Source organism: Bradyrhizobium sediminis, assembly GCF_018736105.1.
Taxonomy (GTDB): Bacteria; Pseudomonadota; Alphaproteobacteria; order Rhizobiales; family Xanthobacteraceae; genus Bradyrhizobium.
Window position 1 is genome coordinate 2,033,071 of the sequence record NZ_CP076135.1, and the last position, 14,746, is coordinate 2,047,816.

At 63.5% G+C, this 14,746-nt stretch carries 13 protein-coding genes; 8 read left to right on the forward strand and 5 right to left on the reverse strand.

What is annotated here, in order from left to right:
* Positions 1-20 precede the first annotated feature (20 nt).
* The 5 genes from hpnC (at position 21) to KMZ68_RS09725 (ending at position 5,762) form a co-directional block, all read left to right on the forward strand.
* Positions 21-899, forward strand: coding sequence for a squalene synthase HpnC (gene hpnC / locus KMZ68_RS09705; protein WP_215615557.1), 879 nt, complete (start codon positions 21-23; stop codon positions 897-899).
* Positions 896-1,735 carry a presqualene diphosphate synthase HpnD gene (gene hpnD, locus KMZ68_RS09710; protein WP_215615558.1) on the forward strand — a complete coding sequence of 280 codons (840 nt, stop codon included), beginning with the start codon at positions 896-898 and terminating at the stop codon, positions 1,733-1,735. The genes hpnC and hpnD overlap by 4 nt, the downstream gene beginning before the upstream one ends.
* A complete protein-coding gene (gene hpnE / locus KMZ68_RS09715) occupies positions 1,735-2,988 on the forward strand; it encodes a hydroxysqualene dehydroxylase HpnE (protein WP_215615559.1) in 1,254 nt (417 codons plus the stop codon). The genes hpnD and hpnE overlap by 1 nt, the downstream gene beginning before the upstream one ends.
* 81 nt (positions 2,989-3,069) lie before the next feature.
* Positions 3,070-5,031, forward strand: a complete 1,962-nt coding sequence (gene shc, locus KMZ68_RS09720) for a squalene--hopene cyclase (protein ID WP_215615560.1) — start codon at positions 3,070-3,072, stop codon at positions 5,029-5,031.
* Positions 5,028-5,762, forward strand: coding sequence for a phosphorylase (locus KMZ68_RS09725; protein ID WP_215615561.1), 735 nt, complete (start codon positions 5,028-5,030; stop codon positions 5,760-5,762). The genes shc and KMZ68_RS09725 overlap by 4 nt, the downstream gene beginning before the upstream one ends.
* A 188-nt stretch (positions 5,763-5,950) precedes the next feature.
* On the opposite strand, the gene hpnH is transcribed toward KMZ68_RS09725, so the two are convergent.
* Positions 5,951-7,111 carry an adenosyl-hopene transferase HpnH gene (gene hpnH / locus KMZ68_RS09730; protein WP_215615562.1) on the reverse strand — a complete coding sequence of 387 codons (1,161 nt, stop codon included), beginning with the start codon at positions 7,109-7,111 and terminating at the stop codon, positions 5,951-5,953.
* Positions 7,112-7,148: 37 nt separating this feature from the next.
* Entirely contained in the window at positions 7,149-8,075 is a 927-nt protein-coding gene (gene ispH / locus KMZ68_RS09735) for a 4-hydroxy-3-methylbut-2-enyl diphosphate reductase (RefSeq protein ID WP_215615563.1), read from the reverse strand.
* A gap of 452 nt (positions 8,076-8,527) precedes the next feature.
* Here ispH and KMZ68_RS09740 point away from each other — a divergent pair, with 452 nt between their 5' ends.
* A complete protein-coding gene (locus KMZ68_RS09740; RefSeq protein WP_215615564.1) occupies positions 8,528-11,116 on the forward strand; it encodes an MMPL family transporter in 2,589 nt (862 codons plus the stop codon).
* Here KMZ68_RS09740 and KMZ68_RS09745 read toward each other — a convergent pair.
* Positions 11,084-11,692, reverse strand: a complete 609-nt coding sequence (locus KMZ68_RS09745) for a DUF2147 domain-containing protein (protein WP_215615565.1) — start codon at positions 11,690-11,692, stop codon at positions 11,084-11,086. The genes KMZ68_RS09740 and KMZ68_RS09745 overlap by 33 nt on opposite strands.
* 120 nt (positions 11,693-11,812) lie before the next feature.
* Here KMZ68_RS09745 and hpnO point away from each other — a divergent pair, with 120 nt between their 5' ends.
* Together hpnO and KMZ68_RS09755 are read left to right on the forward strand one after the other, a co-directional pair.
* Complete coding sequence (gene hpnO, locus KMZ68_RS09750; protein WP_215615566.1) at positions 11,813-13,204, forward strand: aminobacteriohopanetriol synthase HpnO; 1,392 nt, start codon at positions 11,813-11,815, stop codon at positions 13,202-13,204.
* A gap of 70 nt (positions 13,205-13,274) precedes the next feature.
* Positions 13,275-13,544 (forward strand): DUF3551 domain-containing protein, encoded by a 270-nt coding sequence (locus tag KMZ68_RS09755; protein ID WP_215615567.1) that lies wholly within the window; start codon positions 13,275-13,277, stop codon positions 13,542-13,544.
* Here the strand turns inward: KMZ68_RS09755 and KMZ68_RS09760 are convergent.
* On the reverse strand, positions 13,474-13,923 hold the full coding sequence (locus KMZ68_RS09760) for a hypothetical protein (RefSeq protein ID WP_215615568.1): 450 nt from the start codon (positions 13,921-13,923) through the stop codon (positions 13,474-13,476). The genes KMZ68_RS09755 and KMZ68_RS09760 overlap by 71 nt on opposite strands.
* A gap of 58 nt (positions 13,924-13,981) precedes the next feature.
* On the reverse strand, positions 13,982-14,575 hold the full coding sequence (locus KMZ68_RS09765; protein WP_215615569.1) for a hypothetical protein: 594 nt from the start codon (positions 14,573-14,575) through the stop codon (positions 13,982-13,984).
* Positions 14,576-14,746: the final 171 nt, after the last annotated feature.

The following is a 14,746-nucleotide window of genomic DNA, read 5'->3' on the forward strand; positions in this document are numbered from 1 at the left end:
ATGAATGTAGCCAGTTCTTGATGACCAGCGCGAGCGAACTGCGATCCGGCAAGACACACCGCGATGAGAACTTTCCGGTGGCGTCGTGGATCATTCACCCGCGTCACCGGGCGCTGATCCTTGCGTACTACAATTTCGTCCGGACCGCCGACGACATCGCCGATCATGCAACCCTCGAGGACGGCGAGAAGCTCAGGCTTCTCGATCTGCTGGAGGCCGAATTGCTCGGCAACGGCGACACCCAGCCCGAGGCCGTCAATCTGCGGCGCGCGCTCGCCGAACGTTCGATGCCGCCGCGTCACGCGCTCGACGTGCTGATCGCGTTCCGGATGGATGTGACCAAGCTGCGTTACGAGAACTGGGACGAAGTGATCCACTACTGCCGTTACTCGGCGATGCCGGTCGGCCGCTTCATGCTCGACGTTCATGGCGAGAGCACCTCGACCTGGGCCGCTTCGGACGCGCTCTGCGCCGGCCTGCAAATCAACAATCATCTGCAGGATTGCGGCAAGGATTTTCGCCAGCTCAATCGCGTCTATCTGCCGCGCGATGCGCTCGCCGCCAGTGGCGCCTCGGTCGAGGCGCTCGGCGCGGAGCGGTCGTCGGCGCCGCTGCTGCAGTGCCTGCATGGGCTCGCGGTGCGGACCGAGGCGCTGCTCGACGAGAGCAAGTCGCTCAGCGCCGAAGTCAGGGATGTCAGACTCGGCTGCGAGATATCGGTGATCCAGGCCTTTGCCGACAAGATCGTGCAGATGCTGAAGGTGCGCGATCCCCTCAGCGAGCGGGTGCATCTCAACCCGCTCGAACTGCTCGGCCACAGTCTCGGCGGGATCGCCGGCGAGCTGACCCGCCGCGCCATCGGACGGCGGCCCGTCTCCAAACCGGCGGCCGGCGCATGACGCTCGAGACGGCGGCAGGCAACGCAGGCTACGGGGCATCAGCCTCCGGCAGCTCGTTTTACGCGGCGATGCGGATTCTGCCGCACGAGCAGCGCGAGGCGATGTTCCAGATCTACAGCTTTTGCCGGCAGGTCGACGATATCGCGGATTCCGACGGCCCGCGGCCCGAGCGGCTGGCCGCGCTCCAGCAATGGCGCGACGATATCGACGCGCTGTACCAGGGCCATCCGCCGGCGCGGCTGCGCGACTACGTCGCCTCGGTGCGGCGCTTCGACCTCAAGCGCGAGGATTTTCTGGCGATCGTCGACGGCATGGAGATGGACGTGCCGCAGGATATCCGGGCGCCCGATCTTGCCACGCTCGACCTGTATTGCGACCGCGTCGCCAGCGCGGTCGGACGGCTGTCGGTGCGGGTGTTCGGTCTCGCCGAGGACGACGGCATCCTGCTCGCGCATCATCTCGGCCGCGCGCTGCAATTGACCAACATCCTGCGCGATATCGACGAGGACGCCGGCATCGGCCGGCTGTATCTGCCGCTCGAGGGTTTGCTGCATGCCGGCATCACTTCCACCGATCCGCACAAGGTGATATCGGAACCGGCGCTGCCGAAGGTCTGCGTGCCGCTGGTGGCGCGGGCGCGGGCGCATTTCGAGAAAGCCGACGAGATCATGCGCCGCAATCCGCGCCGGACGGTGCGGGCGCCGCGGATCATGTCGAAATATTATCGTGCGATCCTCGAATTGCTGGTCGCCAGGGGCTTCGCCGCGCCGCGCGCGCCGGTCCGCCTCAACAAGCTCGCCCGCCTCTTCATCATCCTCCGCTACGCGTTCATCTGATGCAAAATACCGTCCATATCATCGGCGCCGGAATTTCGGGCCTCTCGGCAGCCGTTCGGCTGGCGAACGCGAATTTCAAGGTGCATGTCCACGAAGCCACGCAGCAGGCCGGCGGCCGCTGCCGGTCCTATTTCGACGCCGCGACCAACCTGACCATCGACAACGGCAATCATCTGTTGCTCTCGGGCAACCGTGCCGCGGTCGCCTACGCAAGGTCGATCGGCACCGAGGCCGGACTGGTCGGGCCGAAGCGCGCGCTGTTTCCGTTCGTCGATCTCGCCACCGGCCAGCGCTGGCAGCTCGATCTCGGCGAAAGCCGGTTGCCGTTGTGGGTGTTCGACGAGGCGCGCCGCGTCCCCGACACCCGGCTGCGCGATTATCTGGCGCTGATGCCGCTGATCTGGGCGGCCGAGAGCAAACTCGTCGGCGATGCGATCCCCTGCGACGGGACGCTGTACCAGCGGCTGGTGCAGCCGCTGCTGCTGGCGGCGTTGAACGTCGATCCGCCGGAGGGCTCCGCAGGGCTTGCCGGAGCGGTGGTGCGGGAAACCCTGCTGGCGGGAGGACAGGCCTGCCGGCCGCTGATCGCGCGCGATGGCCTCAGCGCGGTGCTGGTCGAACCCGCCATCAAGCTGCTGCAGGACAAGGGCGCCAGCATCCAGTTCGGGCACGAGCTGCGCGAATTCGCGATGGCGGCGGGTGGCGTCGGCGAACTCAGGTTCGGCGGCGATACCGTCTCGATCGGACCCGGCGATGCGGTGGTGATGGCGGTGCCGCCGCGCCCCGCCGCGGCGTTGCTGCCGGGACTGAAGACACCGAACAAATTCCGCGCCATCGTGAATGCGCACTTCCGCTTCGATCCGCCGAAGGGACAGCCGGCCATCCTCGGCGTCGTCGGCGGGCTGGTCGAATGGCTGTTCGCGTTTCCGCAGCGGCTGTCGGTCACCATCAGCAATGGCGACCGGCTGGTGGAGTTGCCGCGCGAGGAGCTCGCGCAGGCGATCTGGGATGACATCTGCAAGGCGGCGGGCGTTCAGGGCGACCTGCCGCCCTGGCAGATCGTGCGCGAGCGCCGCGCCACCTTCGAGGCCACGCCGGAGCAGAACGCCCTGCGGCCGGGCGCGGTCACGAACTGGAAAAACCTGTTTCTTGCCGGCGACTGGACTGATACGGGGTTACCGGCAACCATCGAGGGATCGGTACGGTCGGGCAACCGCGCGGCCGATCTCGTTCTCGCGATGCGCAAGAGCTGATCGAAGGCCTGATCCGGGGCGGCAAGCCTTGCGGTTCCCGGCACGACCGGGGCAGGGCCAATATTGGGGATGTCGAGCAAGATGCATTCCGGTAGCAAATCAGTTGGACTTGAAAGCGGCGCCCTGGAGGGGAGCATCGCGTCGGCGACGCGCGGCCTGCTCGGCTACCGACAGCCGGACGGACACTGGGTGTTCGAGCTGGAAGCCGATTGCACTATCCCTGCGGAATATGTGCTGCTCCGCCATTATCTCGGCGAACCCCGCGACGCCGCGCTCGAAGCCAAGATCGCCAATTACCTGCGCCGGGTGCAGGGTGCCCATGGCGGCTGGGCGCTGGTGCATGACGGCGATTTCGACATGAGCGCCAGCGTGAAGGCCTATTTCGCGCTGAAGATGATCGGCGATTCCGTTGACGCCCCGCACATGGTGCGGGCGCGCGAGGCGATCCGCATCCGCGGCGGCGCCATCCACTGCAATGTCTTCACCCGCTTCATGCTGTCGATGTTCGGCGTGCTGACATGGCGGAGCGTGCCGGTGTTGCCGGTCGAGATCATGCTGCTGCCGATGTGGTCGCCGTTTCATCTCAACAAGATTTCCTACTGGGCGCGCACCACGATCGTGCCGTTGATGGTGCTGGCGGCGCTGAAGCCGCGCGCCAAGAATGTCAGCGGGGTCGGCATCGATGAACTGTTCCTGCAGAAGCCGCATTCGATCGGGATGACGGCCAAGGCGCCGCACCAAAGTGCGGGCTGGTTCTATCTGTTCCGCGGGCTCGATGCGATATTGCGGACGATCGAGCCGCTGTTTCCGAAGAAATTGCGTGCCCGTGCGATCGATGCCGCGGTTGCCTTCGTCGAGGAACGGCTGAACGGCGAAGACGGACTTGGCGCGATCTATCCGCCGATGGCCAACACCGTGATGATGTACGAAGTGCTCGGCAAGCCGGCGGATTATCCGCCGCGCGCCATCACGCGGCGAGGCATCGACAAGCTCCTGGTGATCGGCGAGCACGAGGCCTATTGCCAGCCCTGCGTCTCGCCGGTGTGGGACACCGCGCTGACCTGCCATGCCCTGATCGAAGCCGGCAGTGAAGTGGCGTTGTCCCCGGCCAAACAGGGGCTGGACTGGCTGAAGCCGAAGCAGGTGCTGGATCTCAAGGGCGACTGGGCCGTGAAGCGGCCGGACGTTCGCCCCGGCGGCTGGGCGTTCCAGTACAACAATGCCTATTACCCTGACCTCGACGACACTGCTGTCGTGGTGATGGCGATGGACCGCGCCCGTCGCGCCAGCCACGACCCGGAATACGATGTCGCGATTGCCCGCGGCCGCGAGTGGATCGAGGGCATGCAAAGCACCGATGGCGGCTGGGCCGCCTTCGACGTCAACAATCTCGAATACTACCTCAACAACATTCCGTTCTCCGATCACGGCGCGCTGCTCGATCCGCCGACCGAGGACGTCACCGCGCGCTGCGTCTCGATGCTGGCGCAGCTCGGTGAGACCGCAGAGACCAGCAAGGCCGTCGCCGCCGGGGTCGATTACCTCCGGCGGACCCAGCTCGCCGAGGGGTCGTGGTACGGCCGCTGGGGGCTGAACTACATTTACGGCACCTGGTCGGTGCTATCAGCGCTCAACGCCGCCGGCGTCGACCACCAGGACCCCACCATCCGCAAGGCCGTGAGTTGGCTGCTGTCGATCCAGAACGCGGACGGCGGCTGGGGCGAGGATGCCGTCAGCTACCGGCTCGATTACAGGGGGTTCGAGGGGGCGCCCACCACGGCCTCGCAAACGGCATGGGCCTTGCTTGGTCTGATGGCGGCGGGCGAGGTCGGGCATCCGGCGGTCGCCCGCGGCGTGGAGTACCTAATAGCCACACAGACCGAAAAAGGACTGTGGGACGAGCAGCGCTACACGGCAACGGGCTTTCCCAGGGTGTTTTATCTGCGTTATCATGGTTATCCGAAGTTCTTTCCGCTCTGGGCGTTGGCGCGGTATCGGAATCTGAGGAACACCAACAGCAAGGCGGTAGGGGTCGGAATGTGAATTTGGGGGCGGGGGACGATGCGTCCGCGGGCAATCAAATTGATCCGCGGCCGGTTCTGATTGTGACTGGATTGGTGCAGGAAGCCCGCATAGCGGCCGGGCCCGGCATGACCGTTATCTGCAGCAGTAGCGATCCGCAGCAATTGCGGGCCCTGCTCACTGTGTTCGACCCGACGACGATCCGTGGTGTCATCAGCTTCGGCGTCGCGGGCGGGCTGGACCCGACATTGAAATCGGGCGACGTCGTGGTGGCGACCGAGGTGCTGGCCGGCGATACCCGCTGGCTGGCCGGTCTGGCGCTCAACGAAGAACTGATCGCCGGCGTCGCGCTCAAGCGCCGGCGCGTGGTCAGGGGCGGACTTGCCGGCGTCGAGCAGGTGGTCGCCGCCCGGGCCTGCAAGGCCGCGCTGCGCTCGGAGACAGGAGCCGCCGCCGTCGACATGGAGAGCCATATCGCGGCAGCCTATGCCGCCGATGCCGGCCTGCCATTCGCCGCCTTGCGGGTCATCAGCGATCCCGCCACCCGCGCGCTTCCGGCACTGGCGATGACCGCGATCAAGCCGAACGGCGATATTGATCTGCGCAAGGTGCTGCGCGGCGTGGCGCGCAACCCGATGACGCTGCGCGCGCTGGTTTCGACCGGGATCGATTTCAATCGTGCGCTGAAGAGCCTACGCGGCTGCCGGGGCTTTCTGCTCGGCAGCGAGGGCTTCGTCACGGCGGATCTCTAGAGCGTTTTCAAGCGAAGTGGATACCGGTTCGCGTAAAGAAAACGCGTCAAAACAAAAAGATAGAGCCCCGTTCCGATTCAATCGGAACGGAAAAGGCTCTGAGCACCCCGCTTCGCTCGAAAACCATGAAAACGAAAACGGGGCGCGATCGGCATCGCGCCCCGTCTTGCGTTTTGTCTGCGGTCGGGTCAGGCGGCGGTTGAAGCCTTTTGAGCTTCCTTCAATTGCGCGGCCGCGGCTTCGTCGCGGCGGATCTCCGACAGCCGCTTCTGCACTTCCGCCGAGAAGATGTACTGCGCCGGACGCTGCTTATCGAGGCTGATCTCCGGCGCCATCGGACCGGTGGTCTTGACGCCGCGCAGCGACACCCACAGCGCCTTCAGGGGACTGCTCAGCGCCGCACTCGCCGCCGTCGGCTCGTAACCGCAATGCGCCATGCAATCGGCGCACTTCTCGTACTTGCCGGTGCCGTAGGTCTCCCAGTCGGTCGTCTCCATCAATTCCTTGAAGGTCTTGGTGTAGCCTTCGCCGAGCAGGTAGCAGGGCTTCTGCCAGCCGAAGATGTTGCGCGCCGGCATCCCCCACGGGGTGCATTCGAAATCCTGATTGCCGGCCAGGAAATCCAGGAACAGGCCGGAATGCATGAAGTTCCACTTCTTGCCCTTGCCAAGCGCGAACACGTCGCGGAACAGCTTCTTGGTCTTGGTGCGGTTGAGGAAGTGCTCCTGGTCGGGCGCACGCTCATAGGCATAGCCCGGCGACATCGAGACGCCGACGCCGAGTTCGGTGGTGAAGTCGAGGAATTTGGCGATATCTTCCGCGGCGTGGCCGTCGAAGATGGTGGCATTGACGTTGACCGCGAAACCCTTGGCTTTCGCAGCCTTGATCGCCGAGACCGCGCGATCGAACACGCCCTTCTGCGAAACCGCCTTGTCGTGGTGGTCCTTCAGGCCGTCGAGATGCACCGAGAAGAACAGGTAGGGCGACGGCTCGAACAGATCGAGCTTCTTCTCCAGGAGCAGCGCATTGGTGCACAACGACACGAATTTCTTGCGCGCCACGAGGCCACGGACGATCTCGCCGATCTCCTTGTGGATCAGCGGCTCGCCGCCGGGAATAGCCACCATCGGCGCGCCGCATTCGTCGGCGGCATCCCAGCATTCCTGCGCCGACATGCGGCGGTTGAGGATCGCGTCGGGATAGTCGATCTTGCCACAGCCGACGCATTCGAGGTTGCAGCGAAACAACGGCTCGAGCATCAAGACCAGCGGATAGCGTTTCCGGCCAAGCAGCTTCTGCTTGAGCATGTAGCCGCCGATACGCATCTCTTTGAAGAACGGTATTGCCATTACGTGTTTTCTTTCTGGAACTTGGAAACGAAGTGGGTCAGCCCGCAGTCAGTTCGGCCGGAAGCCGGAATTCGATATTTTCTTCGCGGCCCGGAAGCACGGATACCTTCACCGGGCCGATACGCCGCAACGCCTCGATCACGTCATCGACTAGCACTTCCGGAGCCGAGGCGCCGGCGGTGATGCCGACGGCCTTGGCGTCCTTCAGCCATTCGGGGTTCAGCTCGCTGCCGTCGGCGATCAGATAACTCGCGACCCCGACCTCGGTGCCGATTTCGCGAAGCCGGTTCGAGTTCGAACTATTAGTGGCCCCCACCACCAAGATAACGTCCACGAGCTTGCTCAGGTCCCTTACCGCAGATTGGCGGTTCTGTGTCGCATAGCAGATATCCCGGATGTCGGGGCCTTGAATATCCGTAAATCGGGCCTGGAGGGCGGAAATGATGTCTTTTGTGTCATCCACGCTGAGCGTGGTCTGGGTGATGTAGGCCACCGGGGTGTCCGCCGGCAGGGTCAGGGCGGCCACGTCGTCGACGTTCTGGACCAGCGTCACGGGGCCGGGGACCTGGCCCATGGTGCCCTCGACCTCGGGATGGCCGGCATGGCCGATCAGGACCAGCACCCGGCCTTTCGACATGTAGCGCTTGCCCTGGTTGTGGACCTTGGTCACCAGCGGGCAGGTGGCGTTGAGGACGGGCAGGCCGCGCACCGCGGCTTCCTCCTCCACGCTCCGGGCGACGCCGTGGGCGCTGAACACCGTGACCGAAAGCGGCGGGACCTCGGAGAGATCCTCGACGAAGATGGCGCCCTTGTTCTTCAGGCTCTCGACCACGTATTTGTTGTGAACGATCTCGTGGCGGACATAGACCGGTGGGCCGTATTTCTCGAGCGCGCGCTCGACGATCTCGATGGCGCGCACGACGCCCGCGCAAAATCCGCGCGGTTGCGCAAGATACACTTCCATGGGATGCCCGTTACGCAAGCTGCACCAACCTCATTTCACTCTCCGGCCCTCTCCGGTCGCGCGGATATCTGCAATATCCGCACCATGCCGGGTTCCTGGAATCTGTCCGCCCCGCCCCAAATCCATGGAGAGACAGGACTTTGTGTCAAAAAACGATCGGCCGGGAAAGGCGCATCGCAAACAAAGGCCCAACGGCGTTAAGCCGGACCTGGTAATATGATACAGTAATGCGCGAGCCGCGGCGGGTGAACCCCTAACCCCCTCACTTGTTCGTCACTTTACCGCCCGATGAAGCGGACTATATCAGCCGGGCAGCGCAGTTTCGGCACATTTTGCGCTATTTGGTCGTGCTTCCTCGGAAAAAATCCTCGAAATCAACATTAGATCAGCCTGCGGAACTCCGGTAGACAGCGGGCGTTTCCGGCAAGCCGTTAACGTTAGAAAGAAAAGAAGTGCTGACAAGAATTGTTGTCTCGATTGTTAAGGCTTGCACGCGGTTCGCCCTCCCAACTGTCCTGATCGCACTCATCCTGGCGATCGCGGCGGGCTTCTACACCGCCCGGAACTTCGCCATCAACACCGACATCAACACCCTGATTTCGCCCAATCTGGACTGGCGCAAGCGCGACAATCAATTCGGCGAGGCGTTCGATCGGGAAAGGACCATCCTGGCCGTGGTGGAGGCGCCGACGCCCGAACTGACCAGCACCGCGGCCGCGGCGCTCGCGCGCAAGCTCGTTGGCGACACCAGGCATTTCGAATCCGTCCAGCAACTCGGGTCGGGGGAATTCTTCGAGAAGAACGGCTTGCTGTTCCTCTCCGTCGAGGAGGTCGGCAGGCTGACCGGCCAGTTCTCGTCCGCCGCCCCGCTGATCGAGATCATGGCCGGCGACCCCAGCATTCGCGGCCTGACCGGCGCGCTGGAGACCGGCCTTGCCGGCGTCAAGCGCGGCCAGTTCAAGCTCGATAGCACCGAGCGGCCGTTCAACCTGATCGCCCAGACGGTCGAGAATGTGCTGAACAAGGGGGCTGCCACCTTCTCCTGGCGCGAACTCGTCAGCGACAAGCCGTTGACCGATTCCGACCGGCGCGCCTTCATCGAATTCAAGCCGATCCTCGATTTCAATGCGCTGGAGCCCGGCAAGGCGGCGACCGATGCAATCCGGCAGGCGGCCTCCGAGCTCAACCTGGCCGGCGGATTTGACGCCCGAATCCGATTGACCGGGCCGGTTCCGATCGCCAACGAGGAGTTCTCGACCGTTCAGGACGGTGCGATCGTCAACGGCATCGGCACCGTCCTGGTCGTGCTGGTCATCCTCTGGATGGCGCTGCATTCGTCGAAGATCATCTTTGCCGTGTTCCTCAACCTCTTCATCGGGCTTTCGATCACCACGGCGGTGGGCCTGATGATGGTCGGTTCGCTGAACCTGCTCTCGATCGCCTTTGCCGTGCTGTTCGTCGGACTGGGCGTGGATTTCGGCATCCAGTTCAGCGTCCGCTACCGTTCGGAGCGTTTCAAGAACGACGATCTGGCGCTGGCGCTGGAGAGGGCGGCCGAACGCTCGGCGGTGCCGCTCTCGCTCGCCGCGATGGCGACGGCGGCCGGCTTCCTGTGTTTTCTGCCGACCGACTACAAGGGCATTTCCGAGCTCGGCAAGATCGCCGGCGTGGGCATGCTGGCGGCTTTCCTGACCAGCATCACGGTGCTGCCGGCGCTGCTGAAGCTGCTCAATCCGCCCGGCGAAAGCGAGCCGGTCGGCTACGCGTTCCTGGCGCCGGTCGATGAGTTCCTCGAAAAGCACCGCGTCGGGATCATCGCCGGCACGCTGCTGGTCGCGGTGGCCGGCCTGCCGTTCTTGTACTTCATGAAGTTCGACTTCAACCCGATCAACCTGCGCAATTCGCAGGTCGAGTCGATCGCGACCTTTCTGGACCTGAGAAAGGACCCGAACACCGGCGCCAACGCCGTCAACGTGATGACGAATTCCGAGGCCGACGCCAAGAAGATAGAGGCGAGACTTGAGAAAGTACCTGAAGTGCTTCGCGTGATGTCGCTGGACAGTTTTGTGCCCGGCGGCCAGCCGGCAAAGCTGAAGCTGATCGCGCAAGGGGCGAGGGTGCTCGAGCCCGCGCTCAATCCGGAGTCGATCGATGCCCCGCCCTCCGACCAGGAGAACGTCGAGGCCTTGAAGGGATCGGCGGAGAGCCTGCGCAAGGCCGCCGGCGACGCCAAGGGCCCGGGGGCGGTAGCCTCGCGCAGGCTCGCCGACGCGCTGTCGAAACTCGCCGAATCGGACGGGGCGACGCGGGACAAGGCCGAGGCCGTTTTCGTGACGCCGCTGAAGGTGGTGCTGGACCAGCTCAAGAACTCGCTGCAGGCGGCGCCGGTCAGCCTGAAGACGCTGCCGGCCAACCTGGTCGCGGCCTGGAAAACCAAGGACGGCCTGATGCGTGTCGAGGCGCTGCCGCGCGGCGATCCCAACGACAACGATACGCTGCGCAAGTTCGCCGGCGCCGTTCTGGAAGCCGAGCCGAATGCGATCGGGGGGCCGGTATCGATCCTCAAGTCCGGCGACACCGTCGTGAAGGCGTTCATTCACGCCGGGATCTGGGCGCTGGTCGTGATCAGCGTCCTGCTCTGGCTGGCGTTGCGGCGGGTCACCGACGTGCTGCTGACGCTGGTTCCGCTGCTGGTGGCGGGGGCGGTGACGCTGGAAATCTGCGTGCTGATCGGGTTGCCGCTCAACTTCGCCAATATCGTCGCGCTGCCGCTGCTGCTCGGCGTCGGCGTCGCGTTCAAGATCTATTACGTCACGGCCTGGCGGTCGGGCAGGACGAATCTGCTGCAGACCAGCCTGACGCGCGCGATCTTCTTCAGCGCGCTGACGACCGCCACGGCGTTCGGAAGCCTGTGGCTATCGAGTCATCCGGGAACCGCGAGCATGGGCAAGCTGCTGGCGCTCTCTCTCGTCACCACGCTCGCCGCGGTGCTGCTGTTCCAGCCGGCGCTAATGGGCAAACCGCGCGATATCGGGGAGTAGGCAGATATCGCCGATGTCGCCGGGCTGCCCGGCCACTTGCTTCTGATTCGCTTTTGCAGAGCCGGTGGTCTTCGGCGCAGCCGGTGCGGCTGCCGCGGCCTTGGGCAGGGTCCCCGTGGCCTTCGGTGCGCCCTTGGCCATGCTGTTGGCGGGGCTCGAGGGAATCGGGCCCGCGACGCGGGTCCAGGTCTCGCCGCCGCAGAGAAAGCCGAGCACGCAGCCTTGAATCTCGAGCTGATCGGCGCCGACCGGCTTGATCGTTGAACTGTAGAACTGGCCGTCCTTGGCGTTATAGACTTGGCCTTCCCACGCATCGACGGCGGGTTTCTTCTTCATGTCGATCAGGATCGGCATGGCCAGGGTCGGCCTGTTCTGTTTTGAGACATCGGGATTGTTCTTGTCGCGGCCTCCAGGCGTCTTCTCCCATGCAACCACGCCCCACATGCTGCCATTGCATTCGGCAACCCGGATGTTGGCGACCCCGTCCGACACCCGCCAGTCGCCGGTCGGATCTGCAGCCAGCGCCGGAACGAGTCCGGTGGCCAAAAACAGACCGCAATAGGCGACGGTGCGCATGATATTTCGGGGGCAGTGCAACATGTTCAAACCTGTGCTTAGTGGATCGGAGCGGGGGTCAAAACGCCGCATTTTGCGTTTTCAGTTGACGAAATGCCCATCAACCGAAGTAAGTAACGAATGCTATATTCAAATCTAGACGTTTCCGAGATGTTTGTGGACCGGCAGGCGCAGCGCAGTTCCATGCATGCGCGCCACCTCAATGAGCAGCTGGTACGGGTTCTCAAGACCATCGGCTACGACGTCGGCTTTCAGAAGGGACAGGGCCAGTACCTGTACGATCGCGACGGCGCGCGCTACCTCGATCTACTGAGCGGATTTGGCGTTTTTGCGATTGGCCGCAATCATCCGGCGCTGCGCAAGGCGTTGAAGAGCGTCCTCGATGCCGATCTGCCCAATCTCGTGCAACTCGACGTCTCGACGCTGGCGGGCGTGCTGGCCGAACGCCTGCTCAAATACGCCCCCTGGCTGGACAAGGTGTTCTTCGCCAATTCCGGGGCTGAAACCGTCGAGGCCGCGATCAAGTTCGCGCGCGGCGCCACCGGCCGGCCGGGCATCGTCTATTGTGAGCATGCGTTTCACGGATTGTCTTACGGCGCACTGTCGCTGACTGACGATCCGAACTTCCGCGCCGGATTCGAACCGCTGCTGCCGGGATGCACCGCCATCCCCTTCAACGATCTCGCTGCGCTCGAGCGGGCGCTGTCGTCGCGCGAGGTTGCCGCCTTCATCGTCGAGCCGATCCAGGGCAAGGGCGTCAACATGCCCACCGATGAATTCCTGCCCGGCGCCGCAGCGCTTTGCCGCAAATACGGCACCCTGTTCATCGCCGACGAAATCCAGACCGGAATCGGCCGCACCGGACGCTTCCTCGCGATCGAGCACTGGAATGTCGAACCCGACATGGTGCTCCTGGCGAAGGCATTGTCGGGCGGTCACGTTCCGGTCGGCGCGCTTTTGACCCGCAAGAGCATCTTCGACAAGATCTTCAACCAGATGGACCGTGCGGTGGTGCACGGATCGACCTTTGCCAAGAACGATCTGGCAATGGCCGCCGGAATCGCGACGCTTGAAGTGATGGAGGCCGAGAAGCTGGTCGAGCAGGCGGCCAAGCGCGGCGCCGAACTGCGGCTGGCGCTGACCCGGATGGTGCCGGGCTACGAATTGATGAAGGAAGTCCGCGGCAAGGGACTGATGATCGGCGTCGAGTTCGGCCCGCCGAAATCGCTGAAGCTGAAGGCGTCGTGGAATTTGCTGGAGAGCGCCAACAAGGGCCTGTTCTGCCAGCTCATCACCGTGCCGCTGTTCAAGGATCACAAGATCCTGACGCAGGTCTCCGGCCACGGCAGCCACACCATCAAGCTGTTGCCGCCGCTGACCATCACGCAGGAAGACTGCACCTGGATCGAGACCTCATTCGATTCCGTCATCGCCGCCAGCCACAAGGTCCCCGGCGCGATCTGGTCGCTCGGCAAGACGCTGGTGGATAACGCGGTGCGGAAATCGGCGTAGCCAACGGGTCGCGCGAATGCGCGCCCGGTGACCGGCGCCGCGCGTCGCGCCAATCTCGAGGGAGATTCCGATGCGCATTCTGGCTTTGGCGATTTTGACAATCGCAACGTTTTTGACGGCAACGCCGACGCTGGCCCAGACTTATAGCCCGGACTATCCGGTCTGCCTGCAAGTCTACCAGGGCTGGAGGGACTATTACTTCGAATGCGCCTATACCTCGCTGGCACAGTGCAATATGTCGGCATCGGGCCGCGCCGCACAGTGCATCATCAATCCATATTACGCGGGCGCAAAAGCATCGCCGGGACGACGCGACCGGCGGCATCGCCGCGTCGATTGAGCTGATCCAGCGCATGGAGACACCGCTGCTCGGGGTCGGAAACCGCGCGCGCATAGAACTGAAGGCTCAGCTGTTGCGGCGCACTTGCGCGTTCCCTGAAGCACTCGGGTCCTGCGAGGACCGGATAGGTAGGTCCAAGCGCGCGCAAGCGCGCTTCGATGGTGCGCGCGACGTTTTCATTGATAGTCGGGCGTACAAAGCTTTGAAACACCTCCGGCTCCGCCGAAATTTCAACGGTACTGCAGAGACTCCGAAACGAGCTGTACTCGAAAGCAAGGCTTGCTGCCCATGATGTTGACGCGCCCGCGCCGGCAATGAGGATCATCGCGATCATCGCGTTCGTGAACCGCCTGGCATAGCGCGCCATTGCTTCGTTCATTCGTCTCATCGAACCGAACTGTAGCCCGTAAGGAGCTGCGTCATGTTCTGTGCCCCCGTCACCGCCGCTCTCCTTTTAGAAGTTCTTGGGCAAGTTCAATGATCTTGAGCATCGTCACATCGAAGTAGCCGACGACGCGATCTGTCAGGCAGCGCGAAGGGTCCGCTTCGGCAGAACAGAAGCTCACGTCAGTTGGGAATTCATGTTGTGCTTTTGGAATGTCGGTATGGTAGGGACCTGGCGACTTTGGATCGTTGTAGAAGCTGTGCATGATCAGTGAGACGATCAGTCGGCGCGGATGTTCAGGGTCGGAAACCACGCGAGCATGGAACAGGAGGCCCAACTGTTGCGGCGCTGTCGCGCGCTCTCTCAAGCAGGCCGGTCCGGCAACGACCGGGTAAGTAAGACCCAACATGCGAAGTCGCTCCTGAATTGCACGGGCGACGTTTTCATTGATGGTTGCCCTGGCAAATTCCTGTTCCACCTGCGGATCCGCCGCAATCTCCACCGAAGTGCAGACGCTCCGAAATGCCCCGTACTCAAACGGAAGGGTTGTTGCCTGTGATGTTGAGGCGTCCGCGCTGGCAATGAGGATGATGGCGATCAGCTCGTTCTTGCGCCGTCTGGCATATTGCGCCAATGCCTGGTTCACTCGTCTCATCGGACCCTACATTCCATTTTGGAACCACCACCACCACCACCACCACCACCACCACCACCGCGGCCGTCAAGCTTGAGTCAACGAACAGAGCAACCTTAGATTGATTTCATATTTTCCGATGTCGATAGTCCCCTTGTGTCGCACGTCTGATTTCACGTTGGA